Origin of the sequence: Paraburkholderia piptadeniae, assembly GCF_900007165.1 — a bacterium.
Taxonomy (GTDB): domain Bacteria; phylum Pseudomonadota; class Gammaproteobacteria; order Burkholderiales; family Burkholderiaceae; genus Paraburkholderia; species Paraburkholderia piptadeniae.
On record NZ_CYGY02000064.1, the window covers coordinates 74,491 to 91,414 of the forward strand.

Sequence of the window (16,924 nt, forward strand, 5' to 3'; positions counted from 1 at the left end):
TCGCACATGCAGGCCTCGGCACAACGGCCGCATGACGGCGTCGACGCATCCGCAGCAAACGGGCACGGCTGGGCTGGCCTCGCGCTCTCGATCGTCGCGAAGCTCGCGTATCCCGCCGTGATTCTGTGCGCGTGGTTCTGGGACACGCCGCGCTATGTCGGCTGTCTGCTGTTCGCTCTGCTATGGTTGCAGCGTTGCGCGGGCACGGGCGCGTTTGGTGCGTCGCTGCGCAGACTCACGCGTGTCGACTGGAGCGTGGCGTTCATGCTGAGCATTGCATCTGCTGCCATCGTCTGGACCAATAGCGAGCTGCTGCTGCGCATCTATCCGTCGCTGGTGAATCTCGGACTGCTGATCGCGTTCGGCGCGACGCTCGTGCGCGGCCCGACGATGATCGAAAAATTCGCGCGCATCGGCACGCCGGATCTCGGCGAACCCGCGATCCGCTACACGCGCCGCGTGACGCAGATCTGGTGTGTGTTCTTCGTGCTCAATGGCGCGTTCTCGCTCTACACGGCGCTGTACTGGTCGCGCGAAGCGTGGTCGCTGTATAACGGCGCGATTGCGTATGGACTGATCGGCGTGCTGCTGGTGGGTGAAATCGCGTGGCGCTATCTGGTGATCCAGCCGCACGCACGGCGTTCGGAGGCGGCATGATCGCGCTGCACGATCTGCTGTCGTGCGGCCGCGACGCTCGCGTGCCCGTCTGCCGCAACACGCGTCGCGACGGCGAGGCCAACGCGACGATCGACTTCGCGTCGTTCCGCGCGCGCGTCGCCGCGATCGCCGTGCGATTGCGCGGCGCGCATGCGCATCGCTACGCGCTGTGCATCGACGATCCGTTCGATTTCGCGTGCGCGCTGTTCGCGCTCTTCGCATGCGGCAAAGAGCCCGTGATTCCCGCGAACGCAACGCCCGGCTATCTCGCCGATCTGGCCGATGCCTACGATGCCGTGCTGACGGATGCCGACGTCCGCCCGCATGCCGACGCGCAAGCAGCCGCGCCCGTTGCATCCTTCGAGATCGATCCGAATGCGCCGCTTACGCTTTACACATCGGGCAGCAGCGGTACGCCGAAGCCGATCCACAAGACGCTCGCGCAGTTCAACGCCGAAGTGCACACGCTCGAATGCGAGTGGGGTGCTCGCATCGGCGATGCGACGATGCTCGCGAGCGTGCCGCATCATCACATCTACGGTTTGCTGTTTCGCGTGATGTGGCCGCTCGCGGCCGGACGCGCGTTCGATCGCGCCGTCTGTAACGAGCCGCACCATGTGCAGTCGCGCATCGAGCAATGCGGCGCGGCCGTGGTCGTGTCGTCGCCGGCGCAACTGTCGCGCTGGCCCGCGTTGCCAGGCTTCGCGGCGTTGACGCCTGCGCCGCGCGCATTCTTTTCGTCGGGCGGGCCGCTTTCCGCCGAAGCTGCCGCGGAATACACGGCGGCCTTCGGCAGCGCGCCGATCGAGATCTACGGCAGCACGGAGACGGGCGGCATCGCGTGGCGCCGGCAGAACGAAACGGCGGCGTGGCGGCCCGTCAACGGCGTCGAAGTGCGGCGCGGCGAAGACGGCGCGCTCTTCGTGCGCTCGCCACATCTGGACCATGACGACTGGCATCGCACCGACGACGCGATCGCATTCGACGACGACGGCCGCTTTCGTCTGCAAGGGCGGCTCGATCGCGTGATCAAGCTCGACGGCAAGCGCGTGTCGCTGCCGGAAGTCGAAGCGCGTCTCGCGCTGCATCCGTATGTCGCGCAGGCTTGCGTGGTGCCGCTCGCGGGCGCATCGCGCGAGCGGGTCGGTGCCGTGGTCGCGCTCAACGATGCGGGCAGCGACGCGCTGCGCGGCGAAGGGCGTGTCGCGCTCGCGAAGACGTTGCGCCGCCATCTCGCCGCGTATTTCGACGTGGTCGTGCTGCCGCGTCACTGGCGCTTTCGCATCGCGTTGCCGTTCGATGCGCGCGGCAAGCTGCCCGTCGCGGCCGTTGCCGCCACGTTCGACGCGCGCGCCGAAGGCTTCGAACTGCTGTCGGAAGCGCGCAGCGGTGACGACCTGTACTACGCGCTGCGCGTGCCGCCGACGCTCGCGCATTTCGAAGGCCACTTTCCCGGCCTGCCGATTCTGCCCGGCGTCGTGCAGCTCGACTGGGCGATCCGCCTCGCCGCCGAGCATGTGACGGGCGTGCGCGACATCGAATCCGTCGATCGCCTGAAGTTCACCGCGCCCGTGATGCCCGGCGCGATGCTCGACCTGAAGCTGTCGCACGACGCGGCGCGGCGGCGCGTGCAGTTCGCGTTTCGGCTCGACGGACGCGACTGCTCGTCGGGCGTCATCGTGTATCGGGAGCGCGCATGAGCGAAGTCGGTTTCGCCGCGTGCATCGTCATTCCGATCTACAACCACAAGGATGCGATCGGTGGCACGGTCGAGCGTCTGATCGTGCATGGCCTGCCCATCTTCGTCGTCGACGATGGCAGCGATGAAGCGACGCAAGCCGTGCTCGCGAAGCTGGCGTGCCAGTACCGCCATCGGATGACGCTGCTGCGCCTGGCCGTCAACGGCGGCAAGGGCGCGGCCGTGATGGCGGGACTGCGTGCCGCGAAGCGCGCCGGCTACACGCACGCATTGCAGATCGACGCCGACGGCCAGCACGACGCGAACGACGTGCCGCTTTTCATCGCTGCCGCGCGCGACGAGCCGGGTGCCGTGATTCTCGGCCGGCCTGTCTATGACAAGAGCGTGCCGAAGGCGCGTCTCTATGGCCGCTATCTGACGCATGTGTGGGTGTGGATCGAGACGCTGTCGTTCACGATCCGCGATTCGATGTGCGGCTTTCGCCTGTATCCGCTCGACGCCGCGTGCGCGTTGATCGACAGCGTCGATCTGCCGACGCGCATGGATTTCGACATCGAGATCCTCGTGCGCCTCTACTGGCGCCGTCTCGCGTTCCACGCGATTCCGACCCGCGTCACGTATGCGACGGATGGCGTCTCGCACTTCGACGTGCTGTGGGACAACGTGCGCATCAGCGCGAGCCATACACGGCTAGTGTGCGGGATGCTGCTGCGTTTGCCGATGTTGCTCGCGCACAAGTTCATGCCGCGCAAATCCGCCGTTATTGCCAGCGGCGACGATGCGAAGTGGTGGCGCATCGCCGAACGCGGCAGCCGCCTCGGCATGACGCTGCTCGCGCTCAGTTGCAAGCTGTTCGGCATGCGCTTCACCGCGCTGTGGCTGCATCCCGTCGTCGCGTATTTTCTGCTGACGGGCCGCGCCGCACGCGATGCTTCGCGAGACTACTTCGCGCATCTCGCCCATTCGACGCAAGGCGGACGCACGCCGCGCCCCGGCTGGGGTTCGGCCTACCGGCACATGCTCGCGTTCGCGCAATCGGGGCTCGACAAGCTCGCAGCGTGGTCGGGCCGCATCGGTTCGAACGACGTCGTCTTCGACGATGCGGCCGCGTTCGAAGCGCTCGTCGCGAGCGGGCGCGGCGCGCTCGTGATCGGAGCGCATCTGGGCAACCTCGAAATGACGCGCGCGCTCGCGTGGAGCGGCGGCCATGCGAAGGTCACGGCCATCGTCTACACCGAGCACGCAAAGCGCTTCAACAGCGTGCTGTCGACGGCGAACAGCGAGTTCGCGAAGCGTCTCGTGCAGGTGAGCGACTTCGGGCCCGAGACGTCGATGATGATGCTGGAGCGCATCGATGCGGGCGAACTGCTCGTGATCGTCGGCGACCGCGTGCCCGCGCGCGAATCGGGCCGCACGACCGACGCGCAGTTTCTCGGCGCGACGGCGCCGTTCGCGCAAGGGCCATATGTGCTCGCGCATGCGCTCCGCTGCCCCGTGTATCTGTTCTTCTGCCTGAAAGAGCGCGATGAACGAAACCGCGAACGCTATCGCATGTATTTCGAGCCGTTCGCCGAGCGCATCGACCTGCCGCGCCGCGAACGTGCGCAGCACATCGCGGCATGGGCGCAGCGCTATGCGTCGCGCCTCGAGCACTATTGCCGCAAGGCGCCTTATCAATGGTTCAACTTCTTCGATTTCTGGGCGCGTCCCCGAAAAGCGATAACGGGTGGCATCCCACACGGAGACGCGAATGTCAGAACATGATCTGATCGACGATACGCACGCTCATGCCGTGCATGCAGCAACGCCGCGCGCGGTGGTGATCGGCGGACGCAGGCTGTCGATCGAAGAGGTCGTCGCGATTGCGAAGGGACGTGCGAGCGTCGCGCTGAGCGGCGATCCCGCGTGGCGCTCGCGCATCCAGCGCGGCGCGGATTTTCTGCACCGACATCTCGCGGCGGGCGAAACGGTGTATGGCGTGAACACGGGCTATGGCGATGCGTGCATCGTCGACGTGCCGATGGAACTCGTCGAAGCGCTGCCGCTGCAACTGACGCGCTATCACGGCTGCGGCATGGGCGCGTATCTCGACGACGCGCAGACGCTCGCCGTAATCGCCGCGCGTCTGAACTCGCTGGCGTATGGCTTTTCCGGCGTGCGTCCCGTGCTGCTCGAACGGCTCGCCGATCTGATCAATCATCGCGTGCTGCCGCGCATTCCGGCCGAAGGGTCGGTTGGCGCGAGCGGCGATCTCACGCCGCTTTCGTATGTGGCCGCGGCGCTCGTCGGCGAACGCGACGTGATGTTCGACGGCACGCTGCGCGATGCCGCGGGCGTATGGGCCCAACTCGGCCACGCGCCCCTTACGCTCGCGCCGAAGGAAGGTCTCGCGCTGATGAACGGCACGGCCGTGATGACGGGGCTCGCGTGCCTCGCATTCGCGCGCGCCGGGCATCTCGCGCGTCTTGCCGCGCGCCTGACGGCGCTTGCGACGGTCGCGCTCGACGGCCGCGCCGCGCACTTCGACGCACTGATCTTCGAAGCGAAGCCGCACGCGGGCCAGGCCGATGCGGCCGCATGGATACGCGCGGATCTCGCGGGCCGCGACGATACTCCGGGCCATCGTTTGCAGGACCGCTATTCGATCCGCTGCGCACCGCATGTGATCGGCGTTACCGTCGATGCGCTGTCGTGGGTGCGGCGCGACGTCGAGAACGAACTCAATAGCGCCAACGACAATCCGCTCATCGATCCCGATGGCGAGCGGGTGCTGCATGGCGGCAACTTCTACGGCGGCCATATCGCGTTCGCAATGGACGCACTGAAGACAGCCGTCGCGAATCTCGCCGATCTGATGGACAGGCAACTGGCGTTGCTCGTCGACGACAAGTTCAACAACGGCTTGCCGCGCAACCTGTCGGGTGCAACGTCGGCTCGCGCGCCGATCAATCACGGCTTCAAGGCGGTGCAGATTTCGTCGTCGGCGTGGACGGCTGAGGCGCTCAAGCACACGATGCCCGCAAGCGTGTTCTCGCGTTCGACGGAAGCGCACAATCAGGACAAGGTCAGCATGGGCACGATCGCCGCGCGCGACTGCCTGCGCGTGCTCGAACTGACGGAGCAGGTCGCCGCCGCGCACACGCTCGCGACGGTGCAGGCGCTCGAACTGCGCATGCGCATCGACGGCGCGACGCCTGTGCCAGCGCCGCTGCGCGCGTTCGCGGGACAGGTCGCGGCGCTGTCGCCGTTCGTCGACGAAGACCGTGCGCTCGAGAGCGATCTGCGCGCGTTGACGGCGCGCATGGCCGATTGCGCGCTCGTCGAAGTCGCGGGAGGCGTGCGATGAACGAGCGTCTTCAGGGCAAGACATTGACGGCAAGCGCGCTCGTCGAAGTGCCGTTTCATGATGTCGATGCGATGAACGTCTGCTGGCATGGCCATTATCTGAAGTACTTCGAGATCGGCCGCGCTGCGCTGTTGCGCGCGTTCGACTACGACTACCGCGAGATGCAGGCGTCGGGCTATCTGTGGCCGATCGTCGAGGCGCATCTGAAGTACGTGCGGCCCGCGACCTACGGCCAGCGGCTCGACGTGCGCACGGAACTGCTCGAATTCGAAAACCGCCTGAAAATAGGCTATGAAATCGTCGATTGCGCGACGGGTGCGCGGCTGACGAAGGGCTACACGATTCAGGTGGCCGTCGACGCCGCCACGCAGGAGTTGCAGTTCGTCTCGCCGCCCGTCGTGTTCGAGAAGCTGGAGCGCGCATGGGCACGCTGACACTTCGCGCCGCGCTGACGGCAGCATTGCTTGCCGCGAGCTTGAGCACGCTGACGACCGCGCATGCTGCAGATCAGACGCAGCCTCAAGCGCAGAACGCCAACGCGGCGCTCGTCTCGCAGATCACCGCGCGTCTCGCGCAAACGAAGGGCGTGCGCGCGCAGTTCACGCAGACGCAGACGCTCTCTGCGATGAAGCAGCCGCTCGTCAGCACGGGCTCGCTCGTGTTCTTTCGCGAGCGCGGCGTGATCTGGCGCATCGACACGCCGTACAAGGCGACCTACGTGATCGGCGACGCCGGCGTGAGCGAAGTCGATGCGAACGGCAAGCGCATCGGCACGAAGAGCGCGCAAGGCGTCAGGGGTGTTGCGCAGGTATCGAAGATGATGCGCGCGATGCTCGGCGGCGATCTGTCCGCGCTGTACTCGCAGTTCGACGTCGACGCGCAAGGTACGGCTTCGCAATGGAAGCTCGAACTGAAGCCAAACCAGCCGCAGCTCGCGCAATCGATCAAGGGCTTGCAGATGACGGGCGGTGAATTCCTGCAGACGCTGCGCATCGCGCTCGCGAACGGCGACGTCACGCAGATCGAGTTCGCAAAGAGCGAAGCTGTCAGCGAACTGGCGCCCGGCGAACGGACGCTGCTCGGAGCGCAATGATGCTGCTGGCGCGACAGTGGACGAAGACGCAGTTGTGGGGCATCCGGGCCGCATGGCTCGTGCTCGCGCTCGCCGCTTCGCTTTACTGCGTTCATCGCTTCATGGGGCCGTCGCCGCTGGAGACGAACCTGCTCGCGCTGCTGCCCGCGACGGAAGCCGATCCTGTCGCCGAAAAAGCCGTCGATACGCTCGCCAACGCGCTCGGCGACCGCACCGTGTTTCTCGTCACGAGCCACGACGCCGATCACGCGAAAGCGGCTGCCAAAGAGTTCGGCGCGGCGCTGCAAAAGAGCGGCGCGTTCGGCTCGGTGACGGCGGAATTGCCGCCGTTCGACATGTCGCAGATCGGCGCGCTGTACATGCCCTACCGCTTCGGCCTGCTGACGCGCGACGACCGCGATGCGCTCGCAAGCAACACGATGCCGCTGCACGATGCGCTGATGCAACGCATCTACAACCCGGTGCGCGGCCCGCTCGCAACGCAGCTCGCCGACGATCCGTTCGGCTGGCTCGAACACTGGCTCGCGAGCTTGCCGCTCGCGACATCGAATCTCGATCTCGAAGACAACATGCTCGTCGCGCATCGAGGCGACAGGACGAGCGTGCTCGTCGTCACGACGCTGTCCGGCTCCGCATACGAAACGCAGACGCAGCGCGCGGTGCTGTCGGCCGCCGCGAAAGCCGAGGCGTCGCTGAAGGCGAGCTATCCCGATGCGCGTGTCGCGCGCACAGGCGCCGTGTTCTATGCGGAGGCGGCGCGCAGCACATCGGAGCGCGAAGTGCATCTGATCGGCGTCGCGTCCGCGTGCGGCATTGCGTTGCTGATGCTGTGGGTGTTCCGCTCACCGCGTCTGCTGCTGCTCGGCTTCGTGTCGACGGCGCTCGGCATCGTGTGCGCGCTCGCTGTCACGATGCTCGTATTCGGCAAGCTGCATCTGCTGACGCTCGTGTTCGGCGCGAGCCTGATCGGCGAGGCCGTCGATTATTCGATTCAATACTTCGTCGTCTATCTCGGCGCGCAGCGAGGCTGGAATGCGCGGCAGGGTGCGCGTTCGGTGCGGCCCGCGTTGAGCGTCGCGCTCGCGACGAGTCTGCTCGGCTACGCAATTCTCGCGTGGGTGCCGTTTCCGGCGCTCAAGCAGATCGCGTGCTTTGCGATTGCGGGCATCTGCACGGCGTTCGCGTCCGTGCTTTGGCTGCTGCCCGTGCTGCTCGTCAAAGGGCCGAAGCGCGCGCAACGGCGTCTCTTCGTGCGTGCCGCCGCGCTGCTCGCGCGCTGGCATGCGGCGATCGGCGGACGGCGCGCGTGGATCGTCGCGGGCGTGCTCGTGTTCGCCGCGATACCCGGCTGGCTGCGCCTGACGAGCGACGACGACATCCATCTGCTGATCCAGCGCGATGCATCGCTGGTGGCGCAGGAAGATCAGGTGCGCAGTGCGATCGGCGTCGATAACACAGCGCAGTTCTTCGTCGTGCGCGGTCCGTCGCAAGAGGTCGTATTGCAGCGCGCGGAAGCGCTCGGCGCGAAGCTCGATGCGTTGAGCGGCGCGCAATCGGTGGACGGCTGGCAATCGGTCACGCAGTTCGTGCCGTCGGCGCAACGTCAGGCCGATGCGCACGCGGTGCTCGCGCAGCACGTCTTCAGCGATCCCACCGCGCTTCGTTCGATGCTGCTGCAAGCGGGCTTTCGCGATGAAGTCGCCGATGCCTGGCTCGCTTCGTACGCAAAGTCGAACGCCGCGCCGCTGACGGTCGAACAGTGGCTCTCGGCGAAATGGTCGCAGCCATATCGTCATCTGTGGCTGGGCGCGGTGGACGCTCGCGGTGAACGCGGCTATGCGGCCATCGTGATTTCGCAACGCGTGACGCCCGAAAACGTTCGAACGTTGACGAACACCGCGCGTTCCGTCGAAGGCGTCGCGTTCGTCGACAAGGCCGCGAGCGTGTCGAAGCTCTTCGGCGCGTATCGCGTCGATAGCGGCATCTGGCTCGCGCTCGCGCTGCTGCTCGTGCTGGTGCTGCTGATGGTGCGCTACAAGCCGCGCGGCGGCATTGCGACCACGCTGCCCGTGTTGCTCGCGATCGGCGTGACGCTGGCCGCGTTCGGCTACGCGCGCGTGCCGCTCAATCTGTTCAACTGTCTCGCGCTGATGCTGGTGCTCGGCGTCGGCGCAAACTATGCGGTGTTTCTGCGCGAAGGCTGCCTGCGCGATCACGCCGATCTCGGCGCTGTGTGGACGGGCGTGCTGCTGTCGGCGGCGACGACGCTGCTGTCGTTCGGCATGCTCGGCATGAGAGAGATGCCCGCATTGAAGAGTTTCGGCGCCACGCTGGCGCTCGGTATTCTCGTGTCGGTGCTGCTTGCGCCGATCGGGATGCCGCATCAGGAAAGATCCGCAACGAGGAGAGCCGCATGACGCTGCCATCTGTTTATCTGCGCGCGCTCGGCATGGTCAATGCGCTCGGCGGCGACGTCGATTCGATCGTGCCCGCGCTCGCGGCGGCGCAATCGCCGGGCATGGGGCTGATGCACACGGGCATCGGCGACGCGTTCGTCGGCCGCGTGTCCACGCCGCTCGACATCGCGCCGCCCGAACCGTTGAAGCGCTTCGACTGCCGCAACAACCGCATGCTGCTCGCGGCGCTCGCGCAGATTAGCCCCGCGATCGAAGCGGCGCGCGAGCGCTACGGCTCGCATCGCATCGGCGTCGTGCTCGGCACGAGCACATCGGGCATCGATGCAGCGGAAGTCGCGTTCGTTCATCAGGCACAAGCGGGCCAGCTGCCCGACAACTTCAACTACCGGCAGATGGAGATCGGCACGGCCGCGCCGTTCGCGGCCGCCGCGCTCGACGTGCAGGGCCCCGCGTTCACGATTTCGACGGCGTGCACGTCCAGCGCCAAGGCGTTCGTGTCGGCGCGCCGTCTGTTGCAACTGGGACTGTGCGACGCGATGGTCGTCGGCGGCGTCGATACGCTGTGCGAGCTGACGGTGCAGGGCTTCGCGTCGCTCGAATCGACGAGCATCACGCGCACCAATCCGATGAGCCGCAATCGCAACGGCATCAACGTCGGCGAGGGCGCAGCCGTGTTTCTGATGACGCGCGACGAAGGCGAAGTGCGCCTCGCGGGCGCGGGCGAATCGAGCGACGCGCATCATATCTCCGCGCCGGACCCGCATGGCGTCGGCGGCGAGCTCGCGTTGCGCGACGCGCTGAAAGACGCAGGCATAGAAGCATCGGCGATTGCGTATGTGAATCTGCACGCAACGGCCACGCGCAAGAACGACGACATGGAAGCGCATCTGATGGCGCGCGTGTTCGCGAACGGCGTGCCCGCAAGCGGCACGAAGCCGTTCACGGGGCACCAGCTCGGCGCGGCGGGCGCGACGGAACTGGGCTTCGCGTGGCTCACGCTCGCGCGCGACGGCGTGGCGATGCCGCGTCATCAATGGGACGGCGAAGCGGACCCGGCGTTGCCCGCGCTCGATCTCGTGCAGGACGAGCGGCATGTGCCGCGCAATGGCGGCGCGCGGTACGTGATGAGCAATTCGTTTGCGTTCGGCGGCAGCAACGTCAGCCTGATACTGGCGCGTTGAGCCGCATCGAATGCCACGCAGCAAAAACATAACGACATGACGGCCACACCCGAGACCAACGAAATTTTTCCGCCGATCGACACGATCCTGCCGCATCGGGGCACGATGCTGCTGATCGACGGCGTGAGCGCATGCAGCGACGTTGCGCTGACGGCCTATGCGGCCGTGCGCGGCGACGCATGGTACGCGGACGCTGGCGGCGCGATGCCCGCGTGGATCGGCATCGAGCTGATGGCGCAAGCGGTGGCCGCGCACATCGCGCTGCTCGCGATGCGCGCGGGCGGCCATGCGCGTCCGGGCGTGCTGCTCGGCACGCGCAGCTACAAGGCACACGTGAGCGCGTTCGCGCGCGATGTGCAACTGACGATCGGCGTGCACGAAGTGCTGCGCAGCGAAGAGGGACACAGCGCGTACGAATGCACGATCGATCATGACGGCGCGCGCCATGCGGAGGCCGTCATCAAGGTCTTTCAACCGGGCGATTTTCAGACGTTCATCGAAGGGAGTCTCAGTACATGAGCCGGCGAGTTCTCGTAACGGGCGCGAGCCGCGGCATCGGCCGCGCGATTGCGTATCAACTGGCCGCCGACGGCTTCGCTGTCTCCGTGCATTGCCGCACGGGCCGCGGCGAAGCGGAAGCCGTCACGGCGGGCATCGCGGCGCAAGGCGGCTCGGCGCGCGTGCTGCAGTTCGACGTGCGCGAGCGCGCCGCGTGCCGCGAAGTGCTCGAAGCGGATGTGGCCGCGCACGGTCCGTATTACGGCATCGTGTGCAGCGCGGGCGTGACGCGCGATGCCGCCTTTCCCGCGCTCACCGACGAAGACTGGGACGTCGTGATCGAAACGGGACTCGACGCGTTCTACAACGTGATCCATCCGCTGACGATGCCGATGGTCCGCGCGAAAAAGGGCGGCCGCATCGTGACGATCGCGTCGGTGTCGGGCGTGATCGGCAATCGCGGCCAGGTGAACTACAGCGCGGCGAAAGCGGGGCTGATCGGCGCGACGAAGGCGCTCGCCGTCGAGCTTGCGTCGCGCGGCATCACGGTCAACTGCGTGGCGCCCGGGCTGATCGAAACGGGCATGCTCGACGACGTGCCGCTCGAACACGCGTTGAAGACCGTGCCGATGAACCGTGTCGGTCAACCGGCTGAAGTCGCGTCGGTGGTCAGCTTCCTGATGTCGGATGCGGCCTCGTATGTGACGCGCCAGGTAATCGGCGTCAATGGCGGGATGATCTGATGAAGCGAGTCGTCGTTACGGGCATGGGCGGCGTCACGGCGCTCGGCAGCCGCTGGGACGAGATCGAAGCGGCGTTGAAGGCGGGCCGGAATGCCGTGCGTCGCATGCCGGAGTGGGACTACTTCGAGTCGCTGCATACGCGCCTCGCGTGTCCGTTGCCCGCGTTCGAGCAACCCGCGCAATGGCCGCGCAAGAAGACGCGATCGATGGGCACGGTGTCGATGTACGCGGTGCGCGCGAGCGAACTGGCGCTCGCCGACGCGGGCCTCGCTGACGATGCATCGATCAAGGACGGCCGCATGGGTGTCGCCTATGGTTCGTCGTCCGGCTCCGTCGAGCCGATACGCGCGTTCGGCGCGATGCTCGAAACGGGCGCGATGACCAACGTCACATCGAACAGCTACGTGCAGATGATGCCGCACACGACGGCCGTCAACGTGAGCCTCTTCTGGGACCTGAAAGGCCGCATCGTGCCGACATCGTCGGCGTGCGCGTCGGGCAGCCAGGCAATCGGCTACGCGTACGAAGCGATCGCGACGGGCAAGCAGGCGCTGATGCTCGCGGGCGGCGCGGAAGAACTGTCGGGGCCAGCGGTGGCCGTGTTCGACACGCTCTATGCGACCAGCACGCGCAACGACGAGCCGCATCTGACGCCGCGCCCGTTCGATGTGAAGCGCGACGGTCTCGTGGTCGGCGAGGGCGCGGCGACGCTCGTGCTCGAAGAGTACGAGCACGCAAAGGCGCGCGGCGCGACGATTCACGCGGAGATCGTCGGCTTCGGCTGCAACTCGGATGGCGCGCACATGACGCAGCCGACGGCGAACACGATGGCGCGCGCGATGCAGCTCGCGCTCGAAGACGCGAAGCTCGACGCGCAGGCCATCGCGTATGTGAACGCGCATGGCACGTCGACGGATCGCGGCGATATCGCGGAGAGCGAGGCGACGGCGCAAACCTTCGGCGAGCGCATGCCGATTTCATCGCTGAAGAGCTACGTCGGCCATACGCTCGGTGCGTGCGGCGCGCTCGAAGCGTGGTGGACGATCGAGATGATGAAGCGCAACTGGTATGCGCCGACGTTGAATCTCACCGACGTCGATCCCGCCTGCGCGCCGCTCGACTACATCCGGGGCGAGGGACGCAGCATCGACGCCGAGTACGCGATGAGCAACAACTTTGCGTTTGGCGGCATCAATACGTCGTTGATTTTCAGGCGCGTTCGATGAGCGGTCAGCGACGCTTGCAGCGTGTCGTCGTGACGGGCATGGGCATCGTGTCCTGTCTCGGCAATACGCTCGATGAAGTCAGCGCCGCGCTGCGCGAAGGGCGCAGCGGCGTCACGCATGTCGACGCGTGGCGCGCGCGCGGCTTCGGCACGCGGGTCGCGGGCGTCGCATCGGTGGTGGGCGAGCTGCCGTTCGAGCGCAAGTTCGAGCGCTTCATGGGCGACACCGCGCGCTTTGCGTGCCACGCGGCGCGCAAGGCCGTCGACGATGCGCGTCTCGATCCCGCTGCGCTGCGCTCGTCGGATGCGGGCGCCGTGATCGGCTCGGGCGTCGGCACGATGTCCGCGTATGACGAAGCGGTGGCCGTGGCGAATGCGCGCGGTATCGACAGGACGCCGCCGTATACGGTGCCGCAGGCGATGAGCAGCACGGCGTCCGCGAATGTCGCGCAGGTGTTCGGCATCGAAGGCGTCACGTATTCGCCGTCGTCGGCCTGCACGACATCGACGCTTGCAATCGGCCAGGCGATGCAGCTGATTCAGACGGGGCGTCAACAGATTGTGCTCGCGGGCGGCAGCGAATGCCTGCACGACAACATGACGCTAATGTTCGACGCGATGCACGCGCTGTCGCGCCGCTTCAACGACGCGCCCGCGCGCGCATCGCGTCCGTACGACACGGCGCGCGACGGCTTCGTGATCGCCTCGGGCGGCGGCGTGCTGGTGCTCGAAGCGCTCGATCATGCGCTCGCGCGCGGCGCGCGCATCTACGCGGAGCTGACGGGCTTCGGCCACAGCACGGATGGCGCAGGCATGGTGACGCCGCACGCGGCGGGCATCGCGCGCGCGATCAAGGCCGCGCTCGACGAAGCAGGCGCGCGCCCCGGCTACGTGAACACGCACGCGCCGTCGACGCCGCTCGGCGATCTCGAAGAACTGCGCGCATTGCAAACGGTATTCGGCGCCGACGTGCCGCCGTTTTCATCGACGAAAGGACTCACGGGACATCCGCTCGGCGCATGCGGCGCGCACGAAGCGATCTATACGCTGCTGATGATGCGCGACGGCTTCATCGCGGGCACGCCGGGCATCGAGCACATCGAGCCGTTGGCGCAGACCCTGCCGCTCGTGCAGGCGACGCGCGACGCGTGCATCGATAGTGCGATGTCGGTGTCGTTCGGCTTCGGCGGCAGTTGCGCGAGTTTGATGTTCGCAAGGATTTGACCGCCGCCTGTCGGGACGAATCTCGGGACGGGACCCGGGACGAATTACAGGCACACGAGTGTAGTAGCACGCGCGATAAACAACGAAAAAAGGAAGTCGAACAATGAAAACGAAAATGACGTTGGGGCTGGTGGCGGCCGTTTTGCTGACGCAGGCGGGCTGTACGACCAGGATCAGCTCGCTGCCGATGCCGGCCGCGTTGCAGACACGGAACGCGCAGGACGTCGCGCTCTATTTCGGCGACGACGCGCATGCGCCCGTCAAGCAGACGTTCGGCAACAAGGAGTTTGCCGTGCGTGTGAACCGCCAGCCGGAAAGCAGCAAGGAGGCGACCTGCAATCTCGCGCTGACGAAGGCGCTTCAACAACTGCGCGACTATGCGCGCGAGCATCACGCGAATGCCGTCATCAACGTGAAGACGCGCTTTCAAAGCACGATCACGGCATCCGCGACGGAGTTCACTTGCGGCGCGAGCCTGAATGGATCGACGCTTGCCGTGCGCGGCGATGTCGTGACGCTCGAAGCGAACTGAGACAATCGACGGCATGAACGCACTGCGAGATGGAGCAACGGCGTTCACCTGCCGGGCAGGCGCGACGATTGCTAACGCGTGAGGACGCCGCCGGACATCGCCGATGCCCGGCGTCCCTCGATACGATCAGGCCGTCTTGACGGCCGCGACGTTGACGAGCGTCTCGCGGCGCTTGCCGGGCTTCGGCGTATAAATGCGCAGACGTTCGAGCAGGCCGAAGTCCTTCGCGCGGCTCCACCACAGATACGGCAGCGACACGTTGCGCGCGCCGAACGTGAAGCCGCCTCGACGGATCATGTCGAGATAGCCGTCCGCGCTCTTTTGCACGTGCATCGGGTGGCGGAAGAGCAGGCGGATCACCCACGACTTGATGTACGCATCGGTCGATTCGGCGAACAGCAGCACGCCGCCAGGCCTCAGCACGCGGTGGAATTCGGCGAGCGCGCGTTCCTGTTCGACGAGATGGTGGAACGTCTGATGGCAGAAGACGATGTCGGCGCTCGCGTCGGGCAACGGCAGATTCGCGCAGTCGCCATGCAGCAGTTCGATCTGCGTCGAGCGGGTATCGGCGTGATCCTGACAGTTGCGCGCGGATTGCGCGGCAAGCCCGAGCGACGGCCGATGAAAGTCCACGCCGACGATGCGCGCCGGCTTGAACGTTTGCGCGAGCAGCCGGAATGAAATACCCTGGCCGCAACCGGCATCGACGATCACGGGCGAAGCGGGCAGCGGCGTATCGATCAGGCGCTTCAGATCGTTGATCGCGACGCGTAGAACATGATGTTCCCAGGTATGGGTGCGGAGGAACCAGACGCCGAAGGCCGTCTCCGCCACGAAGGGCACGCTGGATGTTTCGGTGGACTGCACGTTGTTCCCCGTGAATCGTTGGTCCTGGTTTGATTTCTTGAAGATTGCGCGACATTGTAATCGCTGGCGGGTCTCGCGGATGTCGCGTGTGCGATACGCAATGATGGGCTATTTGAAGGAAGATTGATGAATACGGATTCGTCGCTGAACGCCGCCGTGGATGTGGCCATCATCGGAGCAGGGCCGTCGGGCGCCGTCGCCGCGGCGCTGCTGCGCAAGACGGGGCGCTCGGTGCTCGTGCTGGAACGCCAGCACTTTCCGCGCTTCTCGATTGGCGAGAGCCTGTTGCCGCAGAGCATGGCGTACCTCGAAGAAGCGGGCATGTTGCAGGCGGTCGTCGAAGCGGGCTTCCAGTACAAAAACGGCGCGCAGTTCGTGTACCGCGAACAGAGTTCGGCCTACGACTTCCGCGACAAGCATTCGATCGGCTGGGGCACGACGTATCAGGTTGAGCGTGCCGTGTTCGACGATCTGCTGATCCGCTGCGCGGCGCAGCAGGGCGCCGACGTGCGCTTCGGCCACACGGTGCTCGCGATGAAGACGGGCGACGCGCCCGTGCTCGACGTGACCGACGAAGCGGGCAACCGCTACGAAGTGCACGCGCGCTTCGTGCTCGATGCGAGCGGATTCGGTCGCGTGCTGCCGCGTCTGTTGAATCTCGAAGCGCCGACGCGCATGCCGACGCGCGCCGCGATCTTCACGCACGTGCGCGACGGCATCCCCGTCGACGCGCACGATCGCAACAAGATCACGGTGGCCGTGCATCCCGACCATCGCGACGTGTGGTACTGGATGATTCCGTTGGCGAATGGCCGATCGTCGGTGGGCTGCGTCGCGGAGGCGTCGTTTCTCGATGTGCCGGAAGCGCAGCGCGAGGCGAAGCTGCGCACGCTGATCCAGAGCGAGCCGACGTTGAACCGCTTGATCGGCAACGCGCCGTTCCTGATGCCCGTGCGACATATCGGCGGCTATTCGGCGAATGTCGAGCGGCTGCATGGACCGGGCTTCGCGCTGCTCGGCAATGCGGGCGAGTTCCTGGACCCTGTGTTCTCGTCGGGCGTGACGATCGCGCTGCGTTCCGCGCATCTGGCCGTGAAGACGCTAGAGCGTCAATTGAACGGCGAAGCGGTCGACTGGCGACAGGCGTACGACATGCCGCTGAGAAAGGGCATCGATGCGTTCCGCGCATTCGTCGAGCGCTGGTACACGGGCGAGTTGCAGGACATCATCTTCTATCGCGACCAGACGCCTTCGATCCGGCGCATGATCAGCGCGGTGCTCGCGGGTTATGCATGGGACGAGACGAATCCCTATGTCGCGGACCCGGCTCGCAGGCTGAATGCGCTGCATGAGCTTTGCAGGCAGCAGGCGTAAATGACGAACGGCGCTTCGTGAAGCCACGAAGCGCCGTTTCCACTTCAGCGATACGGCTCGCCGAAATT

The 16,924-nt window shown here is 66.2% G+C and carries 15 protein-coding genes; 14 read left to right on the forward strand and 1 reads right to left on the reverse strand.

Annotated features, from left to right (window positions below; genetic code table 11):
• Positions 1 to 6: 6 nt before the first annotated feature.
• The 13 genes from BN2476_RS31030 (at position 7) to BN2476_RS31090 (ending at position 14,615) form a co-directional block, all read left to right on the forward strand.
• Positions 7 to 657: a COG4648 family protein gene (locus BN2476_RS31030; protein ID WP_438942913.1), complete on the forward strand. Its 651-nt coding sequence runs from the start codon at positions 7 to 9 to the stop codon at positions 655 to 657.
• Complete coding sequence (locus tag BN2476_RS31035; protein WP_087738019.1) at positions 654 to 2,357, forward strand: ApeI family dehydratase; 1,704 nt, start codon at positions 654 to 656, stop codon at positions 2,355 to 2,357. Before BN2476_RS31030 ends, BN2476_RS31035 begins: the two co-directional genes overlap by 4 nt.
• A complete protein-coding gene (locus BN2476_RS31040) occupies positions 2,354 to 4,120 on the forward strand; it encodes a glycosyltransferase family 2 protein (protein WP_087738020.1) in 1,767 nt (588 codons plus the stop codon). The genes BN2476_RS31035 and BN2476_RS31040 overlap by 4 nt, the downstream gene beginning before the upstream one ends.
• Complete coding sequence (locus tag BN2476_RS31045) at positions 4,107 to 5,702, forward strand: HAL/PAL/TAL family ammonia-lyase (RefSeq protein WP_087738021.1); 1,596 nt, start codon at positions 4,107 to 4,109, stop codon at positions 5,700 to 5,702. The genes BN2476_RS31040 and BN2476_RS31045 overlap by 14 nt, the downstream gene beginning before the upstream one ends.
• Entirely contained in the window at positions 5,699 to 6,136 is a 438-nt protein-coding gene (locus BN2476_RS31050) for an acyl-CoA thioesterase (protein ID WP_087738022.1), read from the forward strand. Before BN2476_RS31045 ends, BN2476_RS31050 begins: the two co-directional genes overlap by 4 nt.
• Positions 6,124 to 6,795, forward strand: coding sequence for a LolA family protein (locus BN2476_RS31055; protein ID WP_087738023.1), 672 nt, complete (start codon positions 6,124 to 6,126; stop codon positions 6,793 to 6,795). Before BN2476_RS31050 ends, BN2476_RS31055 begins: the two co-directional genes overlap by 13 nt.
• The gene (locus BN2476_RS31060) at positions 6,795 to 9,212 is read left to right on the forward strand and encodes an MMPL family transporter (protein WP_087738083.1); all 2,418 of its coding nucleotides are present in this window, start codon (positions 6,795 to 6,797) and stop codon (positions 9,210 to 9,212) included. Before BN2476_RS31055 ends, BN2476_RS31060 begins: the two co-directional genes overlap by 1 nt.
• Positions 9,209 to 10,393, forward strand: a complete 1,185-nt coding sequence (locus BN2476_RS31065; protein WP_087738024.1) for a beta-ketoacyl-[acyl-carrier-protein] synthase family protein — start codon at positions 9,209 to 9,211, stop codon at positions 10,391 to 10,393. The genes BN2476_RS31060 and BN2476_RS31065 overlap by 4 nt, the downstream gene beginning before the upstream one ends.
• A 36-nt stretch (positions 10,394 to 10,429) precedes the next feature.
• Positions 10,430 to 10,912, forward strand: coding sequence for an ApeP family dehydratase (locus tag BN2476_RS31070; protein WP_087738025.1), 483 nt, complete (start codon positions 10,430 to 10,432; stop codon positions 10,910 to 10,912).
• Positions 10,909 to 11,634: a 3-ketoacyl-ACP reductase FabG2 gene (locus BN2476_RS31075; protein ID WP_087738026.1), complete on the forward strand. Its 726-nt coding sequence runs from the start codon at positions 10,909 to 10,911 to the stop codon at positions 11,632 to 11,634. The genes BN2476_RS31070 and BN2476_RS31075 overlap by 4 nt, the downstream gene beginning before the upstream one ends.
• Entirely contained in the window at positions 11,634 to 12,860 is a 1,227-nt protein-coding gene (locus BN2476_RS31080; protein ID WP_087738027.1) for a beta-ketoacyl-ACP synthase, read from the forward strand. The genes BN2476_RS31075 and BN2476_RS31080 overlap by 1 nt, the downstream gene beginning before the upstream one ends.
• Entirely contained in the window at positions 12,857 to 14,083 is a 1,227-nt protein-coding gene (locus BN2476_RS31085) for a beta-ketoacyl-[acyl-carrier-protein] synthase family protein (RefSeq protein ID WP_087738028.1), read from the forward strand. The genes BN2476_RS31080 and BN2476_RS31085 overlap by 4 nt, the downstream gene beginning before the upstream one ends.
• Before the next feature lie 103 nt (positions 14,084 to 14,186).
• Complete coding sequence (locus tag BN2476_RS31090; RefSeq protein ID WP_087738029.1) at positions 14,187 to 14,615, forward strand: hypothetical protein; 429 nt, start codon at positions 14,187 to 14,189, stop codon at positions 14,613 to 14,615.
• Positions 14,616 to 14,741: 126 nt separating this feature from the next.
• Here BN2476_RS31090 and BN2476_RS31095 read toward each other — a convergent pair whose 3' ends face one another.
• Positions 14,742 to 15,482 (reverse strand): class I SAM-dependent methyltransferase, encoded by a 741-nt coding sequence (locus BN2476_RS31095; RefSeq protein WP_087738030.1) that lies wholly within the window; start codon positions 15,480 to 15,482, stop codon positions 14,742 to 14,744.
• A gap of 126 nt (positions 15,483 to 15,608) precedes the next feature.
• Between BN2476_RS31095 and BN2476_RS31100 the strand changes: the two genes are divergently transcribed.
• A complete protein-coding gene (locus tag BN2476_RS31100) occupies positions 15,609 to 16,856 on the forward strand; it encodes an NAD(P)/FAD-dependent oxidoreductase (RefSeq protein ID WP_087738031.1) in 1,248 nt (415 codons plus the stop codon).
• Positions 16,857 to 16,924 lie beyond the last annotated feature (68 nt).

Bases quoted from the DNA above. Each gene is read 5' to 3' on its own strand.
- BN2476_RS31030 (WP_438942913.1), top strand. From the start codon at position 7: ATGCAGGCCTCGGCACAACGGCCGCATGACGGCGTCGACGCATCCGCA.
- BN2476_RS31035 (WP_087738019.1), top strand. From the start codon at position 654: ATGATCGCGCTGCACGATCTGCTGTCGTGCGGCCGCGACGCTCGCGTG.
- BN2476_RS31040 (WP_087738020.1), top strand. From the start codon at position 2,354: ATGAGCGAAGTCGGTTTCGCCGCGTGCATCGTCATTCCGATCTACAAC.
- BN2476_RS31045 (WP_087738021.1), top strand. From the start codon at position 4,107: ATGTCAGAACATGATCTGATCGACGATACGCACGCTCATGCCGTGCAT.
- BN2476_RS31050 (WP_087738022.1), top strand. From the start codon at position 5,699: ATGAACGAGCGTCTTCAGGGCAAGACATTGACGGCAAGCGCGCTCGTC.
- BN2476_RS31055 (WP_087738023.1), top strand. From the start codon at position 6,124: ATGGGCACGCTGACACTTCGCGCCGCGCTGACGGCAGCATTGCTTGCC.
- BN2476_RS31060 (WP_087738083.1), top strand. From the start codon at position 6,795: ATGCTGCTGGCGCGACAGTGGACGAAGACGCAGTTGTGGGGCATCCGG.
- BN2476_RS31065 (WP_087738024.1), top strand. From the start codon at position 9,209: ATGACGCTGCCATCTGTTTATCTGCGCGCGCTCGGCATGGTCAATGCG.
- BN2476_RS31070 (WP_087738025.1), top strand. From the start codon at position 10,430: ATGACGGCCACACCCGAGACCAACGAAATTTTTCCGCCGATCGACACG.
- BN2476_RS31075 (WP_087738026.1), top strand. From the start codon at position 10,909: ATGAGCCGGCGAGTTCTCGTAACGGGCGCGAGCCGCGGCATCGGCCGC.
- BN2476_RS31080 (WP_087738027.1), top strand. From the start codon at position 11,634: ATGAAGCGAGTCGTCGTTACGGGCATGGGCGGCGTCACGGCGCTCGGC.
- BN2476_RS31085 (WP_087738028.1), top strand. From the start codon at position 12,857: ATGAGCGGTCAGCGACGCTTGCAGCGTGTCGTCGTGACGGGCATGGGC.
- BN2476_RS31090 (WP_087738029.1), top strand. From the start codon at position 14,187: ATGAAAACGAAAATGACGTTGGGGCTGGTGGCGGCCGTTTTGCTGACG.
- BN2476_RS31100 (WP_087738031.1), top strand. From the start codon at position 15,609: ATGAATACGGATTCGTCGCTGAACGCCGCCGTGGATGTGGCCATCATC.